Genomic DNA, 18,578 nt, shown 5'->3' on the forward strand with positions numbered 1-18,578 from the left:
CGGGTGACCCCCACCGGCCCGCAGGCGAAAGGGCCCCGGGGCCCAGCCCCGCCTCAAGGGGCCCCGGCACCGGCCGCCCCGGAGGCGGGGCATACCGTGAGGAGTCGAACACCGCACGCGAGGAGGACGGGATGGGCAGCCGAACCGCGCTGGTCGAGGATCTGATGGAAAGGTTCCCGCACGTACCGCGAGAGGCGGTCTTCAAGGAAGACCTGCTCCGCGGCGGCGTGGCCTTCGACGACTCCGCGCTCAGCGACAACGAGGGCGGGGACGTCAAACCGAAGTCCTACTTCATCTTCTCCTTCGACCACGGCACCCTCCCCGAGCTGGGCGAAGCCGCCCTGCGCCGCCCGCCCGAGGAGATCATCCTCACGGGCGGCCCGTACGACCTGCGCCGCACCGTCGTGTCCGTCCGCGTGAACCCGGCCTCGCCCTACCGCGTCGCCGCCGGCCCCGACGGCCTGCTCGGGCTGTACCTCGACGGGAAGCGGATCTCGGACGTCGGGGTGCCGCCGATGCCGGAGTACTACCGGCACAAGCTCTCGAACGGGAAGTCCGTCATGGAGGTGGCCCCGACGATCCAGTGGGGCTACCTGATCTACCTGACGGTCTTCCGCGTCTGCCAGTACTTCGGCGCCAAGGAGGAGTGCCAGTACTGCGACATCAACCACAACTGGCGCCAGCAGAAGGCGGCGGGCCGCCCGTACACCGGGGTGAAGGACGTCGACGAGGTCCTTGAGGCGCTGGAGATCATCGACCGGTACGACACGGCGAAGACGTCCACCGCGTACACGCTGACCGGCGGCGCGATCACCTCCAAGCTGCAGGGCCGCGACGAGGCCGACTTCTACGGCATGTACGCCAAGGCCATCGAGGAGCACTTCCCGGGCCGGTGGATCGGCAAGGTCGTCGCGCAGGCGCTGCCGAAGGACGACGTACAGCGCTTCAAGGACTACGGCGTGCAGATCTACCACCCCAACTACGAGGTGTGGGACGAGTACCTGTTCAAGATGTACTGCCCCGGCAAGGAGCGGTACGTGGGCCGCGACGAGTGGCACAAGCGCATCCTCGACTCCGCGGAGGTCTTCGGCGCGCGCAATGTCATCCCCAACTTCGTCGCGGGCGTGGAGATGGCCGAGCCCTTCGGGTTCACGACGGTCGACGAGGCGATCGCGTCCACGACGGAGGGGCTGCGGTTCTTCATGTCGCAGGGCATCACGCCCCGCTTCACCACCTGGTGCCCGGAGCCGACGACCCCGCTGGGCAAGGCCAATCCGAACGGCGCTCCGCTGGAGTACCACATCCGGCTCCTGGAGTCCTACCGCGCGACGATGGACGAGTTCGGGCTCTCCTCGCCGCCCGGATACGGTCCGCCCGGACCGGGCAACGCGGTGTTCTCGGTCAGCTCCTTCATGGACAGCCTCCCGGCGAACGCGCCGGTGGGCAAGGAGAGGGAAGCGGGTACGGACGAGGTGCCCGTGGCCTGAGGGGCGGGGCGGCGGACAGGTGTCGAAGGGCGGAGCGAGGGGCTGAGGGGGACGGACGTCCGAGGCCGACGGGCCTGGTGGGGCATGCGACCGGCGGTAACCGGATTTGGCGGTGCCGCTTGTCAGTTGTGCAGGAACCGTGAAAAACTCGGCCCTTCGCGAGACGTCCCCATCAACTCCCGTATTAAACGGGTGAGTTGACCCCACTTGAGCCCTCTTCTGGATGCAGGTGAAACCCCCACCCATGCCAGACCTGCCGACCCCTCAGGACGCCGCCGAGGCAACCTTGTTCTCGGAGTGCTGGGACGCGGTTCTTTCCTACGCCGACCTCTGCACCGGCGGCTCCGCCGACGCACGCCCCCTGGCCTCCGAGGCCTTCTCCCGCGGCATACGCGAAGCGCGTGCCGCGGAGGCCGGGACCGGCGGCAAAAGCTTCGGACGCCGGGCGCGTTCGCCCAGGCTGCCGCGCATACCGCTCCTTTTGACCGCCGTACGACAGACGACCATCGCCTGGGAGGCCCAGGGGATCGGTGACCGACTCGTACCCGAACTGCGGCTGTGGCTCAACTCCGAGCAGGCCGAACGCTTTTCCGGCCCGCCCCTGCACCGGCCGCTCGCCCTGCGCGGACTGCGGGACATGCAGGAACCGGACGCCGCGCTCCTGTGGCTGACCGAGGTCGAGGCCATGCCACCGGCCGCGGTGGCCCGCCGGCTCGGCCTCGATCCGGCGGGCGTCGCCGAGGAACTGCAGCAGGTGCGCGGAGTGTTCCGCGACCGCTGCCACCGCAACCACCTGGACACCCCGCTCTCCGAGGAGTGCCGCAGCTACGCCCGGCTGCTCGACGCGGTCACCCGCTCGCCCGCCGCCGACGTGCCGGACGACCTGTCACGGCACCTGGCCCGCTGCGTCGAGTGCGCGGAGGCCGCCGCCTGTCTCAAGCACAGCGGAGGCGGACTGCCCTCCGCGCTCGCGGGCGGAGTGATCGGCTGGGGCGGGCTCGCCTACCTCGAACGGCGGCGCAGGGCCGTCGAGTCGGGGCTCAGCCGCAGTGCCGCCGACGACCTGGACGAACCCGCCCCCTGGATGCAGGGCAGCGGCGGCGGCCGGGCCCGGATCGGACGCGCCGGGCTGCTGGCCGTGGCCGCCGGGGTCTCGCTCCTCGCACTCGTCGTGACCCTGGTGCCCTTCGGCTCGGGCGACGACGGCACCGAGACCACCGCGGAGTCGGCGGGACGGCGGCCCGCGGGGGAGCAGGTGCCCTCGTTCGACGGCCTGCCGTCCGACTCCGGGTCGGTGGGCGAGTCGACGTCGTCCACGGCCTCCCCGAAGACACCCAAGTCCAGCGCGGGCGAGGGCGCCGATACGGGGTCGAAGTCGGAGAAGGAGGCCCAGGGCGACTCCTCGTCCTCCGCCGAGGAGGACGGCGCCGCGCCCAACCCCAGCGAGCCCGCCGTCTGCCACGCCAGGTACGACCTGGTCAGTGAGTGGCCGGACGGGTTCCAGGCCACCGTCACCGTGAAGTCCGACTACGCCCTCGACACCTGGCGCGTCGGCTGGACCTTCCGCGACGGCCAGAAGATGACGCAGATGTGGGACGGCAGCTTCGACCAGAAGGGCTCCCGCGTGACCGCGAGCGCCGCCGACTACAACAAGTCCGTCGCCGCGGGCGGCTCACTCGCCGTGGGCTTCCTCGCGTCCTGGCGCGACGCGAACTCACCACCGGTCGACTTCACGTTGAACGGCCGCAGCTGTACGCACTCCGGCTGAGGCGAGCCGGACATCGGGGCCGACCGGGTCGCAAAAACCGGTTGGCCCCGTCGCGAGAGCGGGCTAGGGTCGCCTTGTTCGAGCGGCGGCAGTACCGCGCCGCCGGTGTCGTACCGATGTGATCAGGGAGGTGTGAACGATGGCTGTCTTGGCAAAGGGCGCTGCCCGCATCCGGAAGTACATCGAATCCACCTCTGTGGTCACCGGCTGACACCCTTCTTCTCCGCGCCCGAGTGCGCGCGGCCGGGGCCACCCTTCGAAGGGTCACCCCTTGTCCTCCTCGTTCGTGTCCTTTTCTTCTTCTCCGGCTCACCCCCTCGCGCCCTACGGCTGGGACGACGAGTGGGCCGCCGCTTTCGCGCCCCACGCCGAGCGCGGGCTCGTGCCCGGGCGGGTCGTGCGGGTCGACCGCGGCCAGTGCGATGTCGTCACCGCCGACGGGCCCGTGCGGGTCGACACCGAGTTCGTGACGCCGCACGACCCGCTCCGGGTCATCTGCACCGGCGACTGGGCCGTCGTCGACCCCGGCGGGGACCCCCGCTACGTACAGACGTATCTGCCGCGTCGTACCGCCTTCGTGCGGTCGACCTCCTCCAAGCGGTCGGAGGGGCAGATCCTCGCCGCCAACGTGGACTTCGCGATCATCGCGGTGTCCCTGGCGGTGGAGCTCGACCTCGGCCGGATCGAGCGGTTCCTGGCGCTGGCCTGGGAATCCGGGGCCCAGCCGCTGGTCGTGCTGACCAAGGCCGACCTCGTGCCCGACCCGATGGGCCTCGCGTACCTCGTGCAGGACGTGGAGACCGCGGCGCCCGGCGTACAGGTGCTGGCGGTCAGCTCCACGGACGGGCACGGGCTCGACGTGCTCGGCGCCGTCGTGTCCGGCGGCACCTCCGTGCTGCTCGGCCAGTCCGGAGCGGGCAAGTCGACGCTCGCCAACGCCTTGCTCGGGGAGGACGTCATGGACGTCCGGGCGGCGCGTGACGTCGACGGCAAGGGCCGGCACACCACCACGACCCGCAATCTGCTGGTGCTTCCCGGCGGTGGCGTGCTGATCGACACCCCCGGCCTGCGCGGGGTCGGGCTCTTCGACGCCGGCAGCGGTGTCGGGCAGGTGTTCTCCGAGATCGAGGAGCTGGCCCAGGGCTGCCGGTTCCTCGACTGCGCGCACGTGGCCGAACCCGGGTGCGCGGTCCTGGCCGCGCACGCATCCGGGGTACTGCCCGAGCGGCGGCTCGACAGCTACCGCAAGCTCCTGCGCGAGAACCAGCGCATCGTGGCCAAGACCGACGTGCGCGTCCGCAACGAACTGCGCCGGGAGTGGAAGCGCCGGGGCGCCGAGGGGCGGGCCGCGATGGAGGCCAAGCGCGGGAACCGGGCCTGGCAGTGAGGTGTGCGGGAGGTGGGCGGACCCGCCCGCCTCCCACGCACCGGGCACCGGGAACGTGGCGTCCGAAATCCGCCAGCCCGCAGGTCGGCGGGGGCGCAGACTGGAAGGGTGATTGACGAGGAGACGGGATACGGAGCCGTACGCAGCCGAGACGCCCGGTTCGACGGGGCGTTCTTCTTCGCCGTGCGGACGACGGGCATCTACTGCCGCCCGAGCTGCCCGGCGGTGACGCCGAAGCGGCAGAACGTGCGGTACTACGCCACCGCGGCGGCGGCCCAGGGTTCCGGGTTCCGGGCCTGCCGCCGGTGCCGCCCGGACGCGGCACCCGGGTCCGCCGAGTGGAACGTACGCGCCGACGTCGTGGGCCGCGCCATGCGGATGATCGGCGACGGAGTCGTCGACCGCGAGGGCGTCGCCGGGCTCGCCGTCCGCCTCGGCTACAGCGCCCGACAGGTGCAGCGGCAGCTCACCGCGGAACTCGGCGCCGGACCCGTCGCCCTCGCCCGCGCCCAGCGCGCCCACACCGCACGGGTGCTCCTGCAGACCACCGAACTGCCCGTCACCGAGATCGCGTTCGCGGCCGGCTTCGCGAGCGTGCGCCAGTTCAACGACACGATCCGGACCGTGTACGCGGCCACGCCGACCGGGCTGCGCACCACCGCGCCCCGCGACGGCACCCGTCCGGTGTCCGCCCCCTCCGCGTCCACCCCTTCCGCGGGTATCCCGCTGCGCCTCGCCCACCGCGGCCCGTACCAGGCCGCCGCCGTCTTCGACCTGCTCGGCGCCGAGGCCGTACCGGGCGTCGAGGAGGTGACGGGCGTCCCCGGGTCCCGCACCTACCGGCGGACCCTGCGGCTGCCGTACGGGACGGGCGTCGCCGCCGTCGGGGAGCGGCCGGCGGACGCGTCCGCCCACAGCGGCGGCTGGCTCGACGCCCGGCTGCACCTCACCGACCTGCGCGACCTCACCACCGCCGTGCAGAGGCTGCGCCGCCTCTTCGACCTGGACGCCGACCCGTACGCCGTGGACGAGCGGCTCGGCACGGACCCGCGGCTCGCCCCGCTGGTCGCCGCCAGGCCGGGCCTGCGCTCGCCCGGCGCCGCCGACCCGGAGGAACTGGCCGTCCGCGCGCTCGTCGGACCCCGCGAGGCCGAGCGGCTCGTGCGGGCGTACGGGAAGGCGCTGGACGTGCCCTGCGGGACGCTCACCCACGTCTTTCCCGAGCCCGCCTCCCTCGTGGGGGCGGGCGGCACCCTGGGCGCCCTCGCCGCAGCCCTCGCGGACGGCGGCCTGCGGCTCGACGCGGGCGCCGACCGGCAGGCGGCCCGAACCGCCCTGAACGCCCTGCCGGGCCTGGACGCCCACGCCGTGGCCGTCATCCGTACCCGTGCGCTCGGCGACCCCGACGTGGGCCCGCCCGGAGCGCCCGTCCCCGACACCTGGCGACCGTGGCGCTCCTACGCCCTGCGGCACCTTCGAGCGGCTGCCCGGCAGCCGGGAAGCGAAGACAAGTGACCACGTACCACACCTCCCTCGACAGCCCTCTCGGTGAACTCCTGCTCACCGCCGACGAGTCCGGAGCGCTGACCTCCCTGTCCGTGCCCGGCCAGAAGGGCGGACGCACGGTCGGCCCCGGCTGGCGGCACGCGCCGGAACTCTTCACGGAGGCCGAGCGGCAGCTCGCCGCCTACTTCGCCGGTGAACTCACCGCGTTCCGGCTGCCGTTGCGGACGAGCGGCACCGAGTTCCGCGAGAAGGTCTGGGACGCCCTCGACTCCGTCCCCTACGGCGAGACCACCACGTACGGCGAGATCGCCGCGCGCATCGGTGCCTCACGCATCGCCGTACGGGCCGTCGGCGGAGCGATCGGCGCCAATCCGCTGCTGATCGTCCGCCCCTGCCATCGCGTGATCGGCGCCGACGGGTCCCTCACCGGGTACGCGGGCGGGCTGGAACGCAAGGTCCGGCTCCTCACCCTCGAAGGCCGCTGAGAGACCGGCCGCTGAGAGACCGGCCGCCGGCTACTCCTCCAGGCCCCAGCTGTGGATCCGCCGGGGATGGACCCGGATCAGCTCCTCGCTGAAGTGCGGGCCCAACTCGTGCGGTCCGGTCAGGAGTTCGGCGTCCCCACGGATGTCCACCCCGCGCACCTTCCAGGGCCGGAGGCTGACGATGTCGTCGATGACGAGACCGACCTTCGGATTCTTCTGGAGGTTGCGCCACTTCTTGGTGGTCCCCATGGCATAGCCGCCGATGAGGATCGTCCCGTCGTCCTGCGGAAAGAAGCCGACGGGGTTCGCCTGCGGCTGGCCGTGCGGATCGACGGTGGCGAGGCGGCCCAGCCGCTGGGACTTTAGGTACGCCCGTTCGGCTTCACTGAATGCGGTCATGTCAGCAGCCAAACACGGTTTTCCCGCCCGCCGCACCGGATCCTGACCCCGGGCCCCCGGCACCTGTACCCCGCGGGTCCCATTCGGACTCCGTCGGTGGAAGGCAGGAACGCATGGTCGAGGTCGGACGAAGAGACGCCTGCCGGGCCCTGACCGCCGTGGCCGGCGCGCTGGCGCTCACCGTGCTGGGCACGGCCGCGGCCCACGGCGGGCCCCCGGCCACCGCCGACCGCACGGGCGCGCGGGCCGCCGCCCGGCACTGGACCGGCACCTGGCAGGCCGCCGCCTCCGGCACCGCGGCCCCGCTCCCCGGCGCCTCGATCCGCAACGTGGTGCGTACGAGCGTCGGCGGCACGGCCGTGCGCGTACGCGTCTCCAACCGGCTCGGCACCCAGCCGCTGGTGCTCGGCGCGGCCACCCTCGCCCGACAGCGGCCGAACGCGCCCAAGAGCCCCGCAGCCCTCTCCGGCACCATGCGCACCCTCACCTTCGGCGGCCGCAAGAAGATCACCGTGCCGGCCGGCAAGGACGTCGTCAGCGATCCCCTCACCCTGAGCGTCCCCGCCGCCACGAACCTCCTCGTCACCCTCCACACCCCCGGCGACTCGGGCCCCGCGACCTACCACCGCGACGCGCTGCAGACCAACTTCCTCGCCCTGAACGGCAATCGGGCCGCGGAGCCGGGCGGCGCGGCCTATAAGGCCACCACCTCCTCCTGGTACTACGTGACCGGCGTCGACGTGCTCCGTCCGCAGGCCCCCGGCAGCGTGGTCGCGCTCGGCGACTCCCTCACCGACGGCTCCGGCTCGACACCGAGCGCCAACCGCCGCTGGCCCGACCGGCTCGCCGAACGGCTCCGCGCCCTGCCGGCCGACCGGCGGCAGGGCGTACTGAACGCGGGCGTCGCCGGCAACCGGCTGCTGCTCGAAGGGCGCGGGCCCAGCGCGCTGGCCCGCCTCGACGCCGATGTGCTCTCCCGCACCGGGGTGCGCACGCTGATCGTGTGGGAGGGCGTCAACGACATCAAGAGCACGCCGAACCAGACCGATCCGGCCGCCCTCGGTGCCGCGTACCGCGAGATCGTCCGGCGCGCCCACGCCCGCGGGATCCGGGTCGTCGGCGCGACCATCACCCCGTTCGGCGGCCACGGCAGCCACACCGCCGCCCGCGAGCGCGTACGCCGGTCGGTCAACCAGCTCATCCGCACCGGCGGGCTGTTCGACACGGTCGCCGACTTCGACGCCGTGGTCCGCGACCCGTCCCGGCCGGACCGGATGCGGGCCGCCTACGATCCCGGGGACCATCTCCACTTCAACGACGCGGGCATGCGCGCGCTGGCCGACAGCATCGACCTCACGGACCTCACGGGCCTCACGGGCCCCGCCGACGTCTCCCGGTGACGCGGTCTGGTGACGCGGTCAGCCCCAGATGACGGCTCCCAGCCACGCCCCCGCGATCAGCAGACAGGCGAACAGCTCCACCAGCACGCTCGTCCCGCCCTGGCGCATCACCCCGCGTACGGAGGCCATCGCGTCCCCGTGGCTCCCGAGCCGCAGCCGTTCGGCGAGGTAGATGCCGCCGAGGCAGCCGGGTATCGCGCCGAGCACGGGCACCAGGAAGAAGCCGAGGAGGGCGCCCACGCCCGCGTACACCGCCATTCGAGGGGTGGCGCCGCTCGCCCGCAGCGTGCGCGGCGGCAGCCACCAGCGGATCACCTGGACGACCAGGAGAACAGCGGTGGCGCCCACCAGCACACCCCAGGAGAGCGCCCGGGGATCCTCGAACGCCCACCACAGGACCGCGGCCCACACGAGCCACGACCCCGGCGCGCCAGGCACCAGCACCCCGCTCAGGCCGAGCAGCAGCACCACACCGACCAGCAGGAGTTCCCACGCTCCCATCTGCCCAGAGTGCCCCAGGACGGGGGAACCCGCAGGTCAGTCCCGTGCCGGAGGCACGGTCTAGCCCTGCTCGCCCCGCGCCACCCAGCCCTTCTCGTACGTGTGCCAGCCGAGCTGGAGACGGGTCGTGACGCCCGTCAGCTCCATCAGCCGCTTCACCCGGCGCTGCACGGTCCGCAGCCCCAGGTCGAGCTGTTTGGCGACACTGGCGTCGGTCAGCCCCGCGAGGAGCAGGGACAGGATCTCCAGATCGGTGCCGTCCGGCCCGTCCCGCTCCTCCTCGACGACGGTGGCGGGTGCGCCGGGCGTCGCGGGCACACCGAGGCGCAGCGGAAGGGCATCCCGCCACACCGACTCGAACAGACCCGACAGCGATTCGAGCAGTCCGCTGGCGTGGACGACGAGCGCGGCGGGCTCCAGAGCCTGTGAGGTCAGCGGGACCATGGCCAGGGACCGGTCGACGATCACCAGCTTGGTCGGCACCTCGTCCACGACCCGTACGCGCTCGTCACGGCCGAGGGCCGCGGACAGTTCGGCGATGCCGCCCGGCAGGTGCAGGACCGACCGCTCGACGACCACGCGGTAGCGGACGCCCCGGTCGGCGGCCTGCTCCTCCGCGTCGTTGTCCGTCCCCGAGACGACGACGGCGTTGCCGGTGACCAGGGCGCACACCTCGTCGTTCGCGCCGAGCTGGAGCTGCAGGAAACGCTGGGCGACCGCGGCGGCGCCGGTCACCACCTCCACCAGGTCCACGGCGGCGGGTTCGGTGGCCTGCGCGCGGTACTCCTCGGCGAGCAGCGCGGCCGTCAGCTCGGCCTGGTCCAGTTCGTGGCGCCGCTGGGTGAGCAGCGCGCCGAGCGCGACGCCGGGTGGCGCGGCGACCCAGCGGCCGGAGCGCGCCGACGACTGCGCGGCCAGCCCGTGCCGCTCCAGTCTGCGCAGCGCGCGCTCCGTGTCGTGCTCGCCGAGCGTGAGCCGCCGCGCGAGATCGGGCACGTCGGCGGCGCCCACGGACACCAGGGCCCGGTACGCCGACTCGTGCGTGTCGTCCAGTCCCAGTGCTGCCAGACCTGTCGTTGCGAGCATGCGGCGCCGCCCCTCCCCGAACACCGGCCGTGGCGGAAAACGGCCACGGCGTAAAACCGCCTCCGCACATCATCGCCGTACCGTCCGTCTCTCTGCCAAGGTGGCGCAGGGACGGTACGGGCTCCGGCCCCGGCGAGTACCGGCGAGGACCGGCCAAAGACCGGGATTACGGGGCTCCCGCGGATATCCCGGACGCCAGGTGGAACCCGTCCGCCACACACGGTGCACACAGCTCGGCCTCGGGTGAGCAGGACGCGCTCGGGGCCGGAGGGGCCGGTTCCGTGAGGGATCCGGTCATACAGGCGCCGCCGGGTGGTTCTCCCGTGGGGGGTGGGACTGCCCGGCGGTCCCGTATCGCTGGTTTTTCCCGATGCCCCGTTTTCATCCGGCCTCAGCGGTGGACAATTACGGGCATGAGCCAGCAGGGGGAGAGGCCGACCGGTCAGCAGGACGACTGGTGGGGACAGCTGTACGACGACTCGACGGGGGACACCGGCCCGGCGCCCGCCCCGGACTCCCTGGACGACCGCTTCGCCTCGGCGACAGACACCCTGGGCACACCACCACCCCAGACCCCGGCCGTCCCCCCACCCCGCCAGGGGCGCGGGGAACTGCGCGACCAGCCCCCACGGCTGGCAGGCGACGTACGACCTGCCGCTACGCCCACGGACGGCCCCGCGGACCCGAACACCGGGCGCGCGGAGGAGCCCCGTAAGGGGCGCGGGGAACTGCGCGACCAGCCCCCACGACCCGCAGGCGACGCGCGACCCGCGGGCCCGCCCACGGCCGGTGGCCCGGCGCCGAGCACCGGCCCCCGTGAGGGGCGCGGGGAACTGCGCGGCCAACCCCCACGACCCGCACCCGGCACACAACCCGGCGGTAAGCCGCCCGCCCCCGCCGAGGGGACGCCCCCACCCTGGTGGCCCCCCAGCACACCCGCCCCGGAAAGCCGCCCCGCCCCCGACCGCCGTACCCCCGCCGAGACCGAAACGCCGGAGTCGGACCCCCTGTGGCGCAGCGGGCTGCAGCGCCAGCGCGCCCCCTGGGAGGCCCCTCCCGCGAACCCCCCGGGCCCGACCACCTTCCAGCAGGGCCAGGGCCAGGCCATGTCCACGGAAGTCCCTCCGCCCGCCGCGGAGGCGCAGGCGCACGCGGAGGCCGCGGACCCCGACCAGCGTCCCGCCACCTGGCCCCAGCCCCCCGGCGGCCCGCCGACCATCGCGCCCCCGCCCACCGTCGGCACCCCGCCCGTCCGCCCCGACACCCTCCTCGACATCCCCGCCGACCAGCCCGGTCAGCCCGTTCTGCGCATGCCCGAAACCCCCGCCCCCGTCGACCACGTCGGCTCCGGCCCGCCCACCTACGACGCCGAACCCACCGCGCTCCCGCCCGCGGACCCGGACGACCTCGACGACCTCGTGGCCGACACCGTGCTGGACGGGGCGTCGTACGGCACGTACACCCTGCGGGCCGTCTCCGTGCGCGGGGACTCCGCCCGGTTCCGGGGCGAGCCGCGCCGGGACTCCCTGCTCACCGCCCGCTTCGGCACCGGCGACGACGCCCTCGTCCTGGTCGCCATGGCGACCGGCGCCCGCGCCACCCCCGACGCCCACCGCGCCGCCGCCGAGGCCTGCCGGTGGATCGGCAGGGCCGTGGGCCGCAGCCACGCCCGGCTGGCCGAGGACATCAGGGCCGCCAGGCGCGGCGACCTGAAGTCGGGCCTGCACCGCCTCACCGACCGCAGCCTCGGCAGACTGCGGGCCGGCGCGGTCGAGCGGGGCGTCGAGCCCGAGGAGTACACCGCGAGCCTGCGCTGCCTGCTCCTGCCCGCCGACCCCGAGTGCCGTACGCGCGTCTTCTTCGGCGTCGGAGCGGGCGGCCTGTTCCGCCTGCGGGACGGCGAGTGGCAGGACATCGAACCGCGTGTCGCCGACGCCACGGGCGAGGCGGTCGTCGGCTTCGGATCGCTGCCCCACGAGGCACCCCACGGGGCGCCCCGCGACGCGCCCCACGAGACGCCCGACGGCGACCGTCTGACCATGGACCTGGGCATCACCACACCCCCGAGTCCGTACGAGCCGGCGCCCGAGCCGCCGCCCCGCGACCCCTTCCGCTTCCGTGCCTCCGTCGCCCGCCCGGGCGACACGCTCCTGCTGTGCAGCGGCGGGCTCGCCGAGCCCCTGCGCGGCGAGCCGCGCCTGGTCGAACACCTCACCTCCCGCTGGTCGGGAAGCGAGCCGCCCGGCGTCGCCGCGTTCCTCGCGGACAGCACGGTCCGGGTCAAGGGGTACGCCGACGACCGGACGGCCGCCGCCGTTTGGGAGGCGTAACCGCGCCCGCTGTGAACAGATGGGATCTGAGGGGATCCCGTGACAGCGATCGTCAGTGCGATCGACAGCGAAGGGCGTGTGACTCATGGCCAAGCAGAACGTCGCCGAGCAGTTCATCGACATCCTCGTCCGCGCCGGAGTCAAACGCCTGTACGGAGTCGTCGGCGACAGCCTCAACCCGGTCGTCGACGCGATCCGGCGCAACTCCGCCATCGACTGGATCCACGTCCGGCACGAGGAGACGGCGGCGTTCGCGGCGGGCGCCGAGGCCCAGATCACCGGCGGCCTCGCCGCCTGCGCGGGCTCCTGCGGCCCGGGGAACCTGCATCTCATCAACGGCCTGTACGACGCCCACCGTTCCATGGCCCCCGTGCTCGCCCTCGCCTCGCACATCCCCTCCAGCGAGATCGGCCTCGGCTTCTTCCAGGAGACCCATCCCGACCAGCTGTTCCGCGAGTGCAGCCACTACAGCGAGATGATCTCCAACCCGCAGCAGATGCCCCGCCTGCTGCAGACCGCCATCCAGCACGCGGTCGGCCAGGGCGGCGTGAGCGTGGTGACCCTGCCGGGTGACATCGCCGACCAGCCCGCCCCGGACAAGGCGGCCGAGACCGCCCTCGTCACCTCCCGCCCCACCGTGCGCCCCGGCGACACCGAGATCGACAAGCTCGCCGCGATGATCGACGAGGCCGACCGGGTCACGCTGTTCTGCGGCAGCGGCACGGCGGGCGCGCACGCCGAGGTCATGGAGTTCGCCGAGAAGATCAAGTCCCCGGTCGGGCACGCCCTGCGCGGCAAGGAGTGGATCCAGTACGACAACCCGTACGACGTCGGCATGAGCGGGCTCCTCGGGTACGGCGCCGCCTACGAGGCCACCCACGAGTGCGACCTGCTGATCCTGCTGGGCACCGACTTCCCGTACAACGCCTTCCTGCCGGACGACGTCAAGATCGCGCAGGTCGACGTACGGCCCGAGCGGCTCGGCCGTCGTTCGAAGCTGGATCTCGCGGTGTGGGGCGATGTGAAGGAGACCCTGCGCTGTCTCACCCCGAGGGTGAGCCCCAAGACCAGCCGCCGCTTCCTCGACAAGATGCTCAAGAAACACTCGGCGGCGCTCGACGGAGTGGTCAAGGCCTACACGCGCAAGGTCGACAAGCACGTCCCGATCCACCCGGAGTACGTGGCCTCCGTCCTCGACGAACTCGCCGACGACGACGCCGTGTTCACCGTCGACACCGGTATGTGCAACGTGTGGGCGGCCCGCTACATCACGCCCAACGGCCGTCGCCGCATCATCGGCTCGTTCTCGCACGGCTCCATGGCGAACGCCCTGCCGCAGGCCATCGGCGCCCAGTTCACCGACCGGGGCCGCCAGGTCGTCTCGATGTCGGGCGACGGCGGATTCTCCATGCTGATGGGCGACTTCCTCACCCTCGTCCAGTACGACCTGCCGGTGAAGGTCGTCCTCTTCAACAACTCCTCGCTCGGCATGGTCGAGCTGGAGATGATGGTCGGCGGTCTTCCGGCGTACGGGACGAGCAACAAGAACCCCGACTTCGCCGCCGTCGCACGGGCCTGCGGCGCCTACGGCGTACGCGTCGAGAAGCCCAAGGAGCTGGCGGGCGCCCTGAAGGACGCCTTCAGGCACAAGGGCCCCGCCCTCATCGACGTCGTCACCGACCCGAACGCCCTGTCCATCCCGCCGAAGATCAGCAAGGAGATGGTCACCGGCTTCGCCCTGTCGGCGTCCAAGATCGTCCTCGACGGGGGAGTGGGCCGCATGGCGCAGATGGCCCGCTCGAACCTCCGTAACGTGCCCCGTCCGTAAGGAACTTGTGGCCGGTCCCGGCCGGGACCGTCAGTCGGCGGGGACCCACTTGCGCTCCGACCCTTCCGTTCCGTACCAGTAGCGCGGCAAACCCTTGATGGCGCTCGTACGGAACGGACGGCCGTGGTCGTCGATGCGGGCCGTGCCGGTGCGCCCCTCGGACGACCAGTCCAGCTCCAGGTACCAGTCGCAGCCGCAGTTCTCCGTCTGGGCGGTGACCAGCAGGACCTCCGGGTCCGAGGCCGACACCCGGTAGGGCATCCGTACGGCCGGGATCGGCGTGCCGGTGTCGTTGCCGGGCACCGCGCGGGCGATCGGGCGGTCCTTGTCCAGGTCGACGGCGAAGGAACGCGGGGTGATCGAGCCGCCGCAGCCCTGGTCCATGGCGTACACGGTGCCGGGATCGGGGGCGGTACGGCCGACCACCCGGACCCGCAGATCCGTCAGGACGACGGCGGTGGAGGACCGGCCCTGTACGGAGATCTCGACATTGGTCTCCCGCCCGTGCACCGCGCCCTGGGTCGCCGCCCAGGTCCCGGCGTCCTGCGGGGCCGGCGGCGGCGGGACCTGCGCCGGGTCCTTGCGGATCACGTAGTCGTGGCCGCAGCCGAGCTTCCAGGCCTGCGAGTTGGCGGTCCAGGTGAGGGGCGCGGAGACGGTTCCGCCGCCGTTGGGCTTCTGCTTGCCCTTCGCGCCCTTCGCACTCGAAGGCGCGCCGTCACCGGGCGCCTTGGACGCCTTGCCGGTGGCGCCGGCCGAGGGCGAGGCGCTGCTCCCGCTGGGGGACGGGCTCGTCGACGGGCGGTGCCGGGGGTCCGAGGTGGACGTCGTGGGGGACGGGCGGACGGTCCCGGAGGCGTCGTCGGAGGAGCGGTCGTCGGAGAGGGCCGACAGGCTCCCCAGTGTGAGAAGGAGCGCGGACGCCGCCGCGACGGTGACGGTGATCCGCCGCCGGTACCAGGCGGGGCGGGGGTGCGGGCCGGCGGCGCCGGTTCCGGCAACGGCTCCGGTCGCGGGGACGGCGTTGGACACGAGTCCTTCGGCGGCGGGGGCGTCCGCTAGTTCCTCAACGGGACTGTCCACGGAACTGCCCACGGGGCTGCCCACGGAACTCGCGGTCGGCGCGCTCGTGACGGTCTCGCTCGCGGGGTCCGGCTCATCCGGCTCGTCCGGCTCGTCCGGTTCGCTGGGCCGCGATCCGTCGTCCGGTGCCGTGTCCGGGTCTGTGTCCGGGGCAGGAGCCGTGGCAGGAGCAGGGTCCTCCGACGCGCCGGGCGTACGGGGCCGCTGCCGGGCCGCGACCGCCAGGATCCACCGGCGGTGCAGTTCGAGCCGTTCGTCCGGGCTCGCCCCGCACAGTGCGGCGAACCGCTCCACGGGGGCGAAGTCGAGCGGCACCGCGTCGCCGGCGCAGTAGCGGTGCAGCGTGGAGGTGTTCATGTTCACCCGGCGCGCCAGGGCGCCGTAACTGCGGTCCGTCCGCGCCTTCAGACGTCTCAGCAGTGCCGCGAACTCCTCGACGTCCTCGTCCCGAGTCGTCACCGTTCCCCCGTACTCGTCGCCCTACTGGTCGTCGCCCCCGGCCGAGGGGCCTGTCCCGGCCCGGGACGAGCATCCCAGGCACTCCATATACCTGCACGTCAGGAGGGATGGGATGGTTCCACCGTGGCGGAAACGGCGTCTCCTGTTGCGCACGCCCCGAGTGACGGCTGATGCTTCTGGTGTCGCACCGACCGCCGCCGGACCGACCAGCCTGTGGCAGCCCACGACGGGCCATCGCGACACCACCCACCACTTGTGCAGGCGATTCGCCCTGCACGCAGAACAGCCGTGCACGCAGAACAACTGTGCACGCAGAACGACCGTGCACGCAGAACAACCGTGCACACGGATCGGCCACGTACACAGAACGGCCATGCACACAGGACGTGCAGGCATTCAGACCCAGGGGGACATCCAATGAGCAAGCGCACCCGAGGCGCGGCGTTCACCGCACTCGCCGCCGCGGCCCTCGCCGTCGGTACGGTACTCGCCGGCCCGGCCGGTGCCGTCGTCAACACCTCGGCACCCGTCTCGGTGACGTCGAGCGGCACGCCCAAGTTCCTGTCGGCCGCCCAGCTGCCGCCGCACCCCTCGTCCGCCTGGACGGCGGGCAAGGTCACGCCCGGTGTGCCCGACGAGCTGGTCTTCTGCCTGGAGGACGCGCTGCCGGGCTACGACTCCTCGTACCGGGACTTCCGTACCGACCTGGAGACCAACGCCCAGCAGCTGACCATCGTCGTCGGCAGCAACGCGAAGGCCGACGCCCTCGCCAAGCGGCTGAACAAGGAGATCAAGGCCTGCGCGGCCAAGGCGGAGCTGGCCGACCCCGAGGTCGAGGCGACCCTCAAGGACTACGGCACGCTGCCGGTCGAAGAGGGCGCCCACGTCTACGGGGTGCACACCAACACCTCGTGGGGCGCCACCGACATCAACCTCTACTCGGTCGGCCGGGACGGCCGGGCCGTCACCGTCGTGAAGTGGGGGCAGATGGGCGACTTCTCCGACGCGCCCGTGAAGGCCTTCAAGAAGACGACGACCACCGCGGTCAACAAGCTCTACTGACCGCCACCCGAGCCGGGGCCGCCCTCACGCGACGGGGGTCGAGAGGGCGGCCCCGATCGAACATGACCGATGAGCACCATGACCACGAAAACGGGGAACACAGACCGATGAACAGCAACAGCGGCAACAGCAACGCCTTCAGCACCACCAGCACCACCGCGCGCAGGCGGGGACGCCGTGCCGCTCTGATCGCCGGCCTCGTCGCCGCGACCGCCCTGCCGCTCGCGATCACGGCGTCGGCCGAGGCGACCTCGGTCGGGCCGACGGCGGGGACCGCCGCGTTCCGCTCGGTCAGCGGGCAGCCGTCGAACTCGGTGAGCCGGATCGCCGACTTCTACGGCGCGTACATCGACGCGCAGAGCGGCCCGGGCGAGGGCGGGAACCTGGTCACCGAGCTGCGGAAGTACTACGTGGACGCCGACTACCTCACGCAGATCGAGGCCTGGGAGGACGCGAACCACGCGGACGGCGTCCTGCGGGCCCAGAACGTGCCGGCGAAGTGGACGGTCACCGACAACGGCAAGGCGGACCACTCCGAAGCGGTCGTGACGTTGACCTGGGGGGACACGACCACGACCAAGATCGTCGTCGACATGAACCGTGATCACGAGATCATCCACATCGGGGACAAGGGAATCGGCAGCAAGTAGGCGAAGGCCACGGCCGCGTACGGCCGAATCGCGTACGGCCGGCGCGTATACGGCCGAATCGCGTACGGCCGGTGCGGGAGGTGGCTGTCGGCGGATGGGCCGAGCGCCGACGGCCGTCGACGTCGGCCGGGGACACCGGCGCGAAGCGGTGTGCGCCCGTCCGGTACAGCGCTGCCCGGTGCGGCGGCTGAACGGCGCCGCCTCCCGCACTTGGCCCCTCGCTCCCGCCCGGGGCACGACCGGTGCGGGCCGCCGTCGGCGGTGCGTCGTCGCCATCCCCGGCGGCCCGCCCGCCGTGGACCGTCCGCCGGGCGGCCGGATTCCCCCATGTCACCAGTGCGTTCGCCGGCCGTCCGGGCGGGGTCGTACGCAATCGGTCGCGCGGCCCGCGCCCGCCGGGGTCCGCCGTACTCGCCGCGTCCACCCCCTCCCGTCACCCGCGGGGCCTTTCCGAAGGCTTCGCGGGTGTGATCCGTCATCGGCAGGACCGCGTTGAACTGCGGTCAACAACCCACGTCCAGCAAGTAATTGAAGAATCGACATGACTGCCGGGTTTCCTGGCGGGGCATGCATTCCGTGAACGTGTTCGAGCAGGAGGGGTACCGAGAGCGGCGGGGGTCATGAAGAGGTATGCGCGAGGAGGCGGTCCCGTTTTATCCGGGGCCTTCTCGGCGGAGACGGTGAATTCGGCCACGACCGTGGAGGACACGGCGAACACGGCGGAGATCGCATTCGATCAGCAAGGTCTTCAGGAAGGCTTGTCGCATGTGAGGCGCAGGCTCCGGCGGTGCGATCTGCGGGCCGTGCCCGAGGTCCGCAGGGCGCTGCGCGAGCTGCTCGCCCACTGGGGGAGGCCCGGCAGGTCCGAGACGGCAGAACTGCTCACCAGCGAGATCGTGACCAACGCGCTCGTCCACACCGATCAGGAGGCGCTGTTCACGGCGACCATCGGCCCCCGCGGACTGCGGGTGGAGGTACGGGACTTCGAGGCGCGCAGGCCGAGGCTGCGGATACCGAACGCGGAGGAGGGCACGCACGGCAGGGGCCTGATCCTGGTGCAGTCGCTCGCCGACGCGTGGGGCGTACGTATGCACGGGGTGGGGAAGGCGGTGTGGTTCGAACTGGATGGGGGCGCGGCATGAGATGC

Annotated in this window: 15 protein-coding genes; 11 read left to right on the forward strand and 4 right to left on the reverse strand. The window is 72.6% G+C overall.

The annotated features are described in order from the left end of the window. Nucleotides 1-131: 131 nt before the first annotated feature. The 5 genes from ACFWGJ_RS28035 to ACFWGJ_RS28055 all read left to right on the forward strand — a co-directional run bounded on the left by ACFWGJ_RS28035 (nucleotide 132) and on the right by ACFWGJ_RS28055 (nucleotide 6,633). Nucleotides 132-1,487, forward strand: a complete 1,356-nt coding sequence (locus ACFWGJ_RS28035; RefSeq protein ID WP_387329915.1) for a radical SAM protein — start codon at nucleotides 132-134, stop codon at nucleotides 1,485-1,487. Between the two features lie 244 nt (nucleotides 1,488-1,731). After that, a complete protein-coding gene (locus ACFWGJ_RS28040) occupies nucleotides 1,732-3,255 on the forward strand; it encodes a cellulose binding domain-containing protein (protein WP_387329918.1) in 1,524 nt (507 codons plus the stop codon). Between the two features lie 271 nt (nucleotides 3,256-3,526). Next, nucleotides 3,527-4,642 carry a ribosome small subunit-dependent GTPase A gene (gene rsgA, locus ACFWGJ_RS28045; protein WP_387329921.1) on the forward strand — a complete coding sequence of 372 codons (1,116 nt, stop codon included), beginning with the start codon at nucleotides 3,527-3,529 and terminating at the stop codon, nucleotides 4,640-4,642. Between the two features lie 111 nt (nucleotides 4,643-4,753). Continuing rightward, a complete protein-coding gene (locus ACFWGJ_RS28050; protein ID WP_387329950.1) occupies nucleotides 4,754-6,157 on the forward strand; it encodes an AlkA N-terminal domain-containing protein in 1,404 nt (467 codons plus the stop codon). Continuing rightward, entirely contained in the window at nucleotides 6,154-6,633 is a 480-nt protein-coding gene (locus ACFWGJ_RS28055; RefSeq protein ID WP_387329924.1) for a methylated-DNA--[protein]-cysteine S-methyltransferase, read from the forward strand. The genes ACFWGJ_RS28050 and ACFWGJ_RS28055 overlap by 4 nt, the downstream gene beginning before the upstream one ends. A gap of 30 nt (nucleotides 6,634-6,663) precedes the next feature. Here the strand turns inward: ACFWGJ_RS28055 and ACFWGJ_RS28060 are convergent, their stop codons facing one another. Next, the gene (locus tag ACFWGJ_RS28060) at nucleotides 6,664-7,032 is read right to left on the reverse strand and encodes a PPOX class F420-dependent oxidoreductase (protein ID WP_387329927.1); all 369 of its coding nucleotides are present in this window, start codon (nucleotides 7,030-7,032) and stop codon (nucleotides 6,664-6,666) included. 113 nt (nucleotides 7,033-7,145) lie between these two features. On the opposite strand from ACFWGJ_RS28060, the gene ACFWGJ_RS28065 reads away from it, so the two are divergent. Then, on the forward strand, nucleotides 7,146-8,432 hold the full coding sequence (locus tag ACFWGJ_RS28065; protein WP_387329930.1) for an SGNH/GDSL hydrolase family protein: 1,287 nt from the start codon (nucleotides 7,146-7,148) through the stop codon (nucleotides 8,430-8,432). A gap of 18 nt (nucleotides 8,433-8,450) precedes the next feature. Here the strand turns inward: ACFWGJ_RS28065 and ACFWGJ_RS28070 are convergent, their stop codons facing one another. Together ACFWGJ_RS28070 and ACFWGJ_RS28075 are read right to left on the reverse strand one after the other, a co-directional pair. Further along, nucleotides 8,451-8,933 carry a DUF456 domain-containing protein gene (locus ACFWGJ_RS28070; protein WP_381834082.1) on the reverse strand — a complete coding sequence of 161 codons (483 nt, stop codon included), beginning with the start codon at nucleotides 8,931-8,933 and terminating at the stop codon, nucleotides 8,451-8,453. Between the two features lie 60 nt (nucleotides 8,934-8,993). Further along, complete coding sequence (locus tag ACFWGJ_RS28075) at nucleotides 8,994-10,019, reverse strand: winged helix-turn-helix transcriptional regulator (RefSeq protein ID WP_387329934.1); 1,026 nt, start codon at nucleotides 10,017-10,019, stop codon at nucleotides 8,994-8,996. Nucleotides 10,020-10,432: 413 nt separating this feature from the next. Here ACFWGJ_RS28075 and ACFWGJ_RS28080 point away from each other — a divergent pair, with 413 nt between their 5' ends. Together ACFWGJ_RS28080 and ACFWGJ_RS28085 are read left to right on the forward strand one after the other, a co-directional pair. After that, the gene (locus ACFWGJ_RS28080) at nucleotides 10,433-12,349 is read left to right on the forward strand and encodes a protein phosphatase 2C domain-containing protein (RefSeq protein ID WP_387329937.1); all 1,917 of its coding nucleotides are present in this window, start codon (nucleotides 10,433-10,435) and stop codon (nucleotides 12,347-12,349) included. Nucleotides 12,350-12,434: 85 nt separating this feature from the next. Beyond that, the gene (locus ACFWGJ_RS28085) at nucleotides 12,435-14,177 is read left to right on the forward strand and encodes a pyruvate dehydrogenase (RefSeq protein ID WP_387329940.1); all 1,743 of its coding nucleotides are present in this window, start codon (nucleotides 12,435-12,437) and stop codon (nucleotides 14,175-14,177) included. A 30-nt stretch (nucleotides 14,178-14,207) separates the two neighbouring features. Here the strand turns inward: ACFWGJ_RS28085 and ACFWGJ_RS28090 are convergent, their stop codons facing one another. Next, nucleotides 14,208-15,719, reverse strand: coding sequence for a helix-turn-helix domain-containing protein (locus ACFWGJ_RS28090; RefSeq protein WP_387329942.1), 1,512 nt, complete (start codon nucleotides 15,717-15,719; stop codon nucleotides 14,208-14,210). Between the two features lie 417 nt (nucleotides 15,720-16,136). Here ACFWGJ_RS28090 and ACFWGJ_RS28095 point away from each other — a divergent pair, with 417 nt between their 5' ends. The 3 genes from ACFWGJ_RS28095 (at nucleotide 16,137) to ACFWGJ_RS28105 (ending at nucleotide 18,573) form a co-directional block, all read left to right on the forward strand. Next, nucleotides 16,137-16,781 (forward strand): hypothetical protein, encoded by a 645-nt coding sequence (locus tag ACFWGJ_RS28095; RefSeq protein ID WP_387329945.1) that lies wholly within the window; start codon nucleotides 16,137-16,139, stop codon nucleotides 16,779-16,781. Between the two features lie 107 nt (nucleotides 16,782-16,888). Then, nucleotides 16,889-17,431 (forward strand): hypothetical protein, encoded by a 543-nt coding sequence (locus ACFWGJ_RS28100; protein ID WP_387329947.1) that lies wholly within the window; start codon nucleotides 16,889-16,891, stop codon nucleotides 17,429-17,431. 725 nt (nucleotides 17,432-18,156) lie between these two features. Further along, a complete protein-coding gene (locus ACFWGJ_RS28105) occupies nucleotides 18,157-18,573 on the forward strand; it encodes an ATP-binding protein (protein WP_387329953.1) in 417 nt (138 codons plus the stop codon). Nucleotides 18,574-18,578: the final 5 nt, after the last annotated feature.

Source organism: Streptomyces sp. NPDC060205 (assembly GCF_042728395.1).
GTDB lineage: Bacteria > Actinomycetota > Actinomycetes > Streptomycetales > Streptomycetaceae > Streptomyces.

Coding starts and splice junctions, on each gene's coding strand:
- ACFWGJ_RS28035 (WP_387329915.1), top strand. CDS start 132: ATGGGCAGCCGAACCGCGCTGGTCGAGGATCTGATGGAAAGGTTCCCG.
- ACFWGJ_RS28070 (WP_381834082.1), bottom strand. CDS start 8,933: ATGGGAGCGTGGGAACTCCTGCTGGTCGGTGTGGTGCTGCTGCTCGGC.
- ACFWGJ_RS28080 (WP_387329937.1), top strand. CDS start 10,433: ATGAGCCAGCAGGGGGAGAGGCCGACCGGTCAGCAGGACGACTGGTGG.
- ACFWGJ_RS28060 (WP_387329927.1), bottom strand. CDS start 7,032: ATGACCGCATTCAGTGAAGCCGAACGGGCGTACCTAAAGTCCCAGCGG.
- ACFWGJ_RS28075 (WP_387329934.1), bottom strand. CDS start 10,019: ATGCTCGCAACGACAGGTCTGGCAGCACTGGGACTGGACGACACGCAC.
- ACFWGJ_RS28040 (WP_387329918.1), top strand. CDS start 1,732: ATGCCAGACCTGCCGACCCCTCAGGACGCCGCCGAGGCAACCTTGTTC.
- ACFWGJ_RS28065 (WP_387329930.1), top strand. CDS start 7,146: ATGGTCGAGGTCGGACGAAGAGACGCCTGCCGGGCCCTGACCGCCGTG.
- ACFWGJ_RS28095 (WP_387329945.1), top strand. CDS start 16,137: ATGAGCAAGCGCACCCGAGGCGCGGCGTTCACCGCACTCGCCGCCGCG.
- ACFWGJ_RS28085 (WP_387329940.1), top strand. CDS start 12,435: ATGGCCAAGCAGAACGTCGCCGAGCAGTTCATCGACATCCTCGTCCGC.
- ACFWGJ_RS28100 (WP_387329947.1), top strand. CDS start 16,889: ATGAACAGCAACAGCGGCAACAGCAACGCCTTCAGCACCACCAGCACC.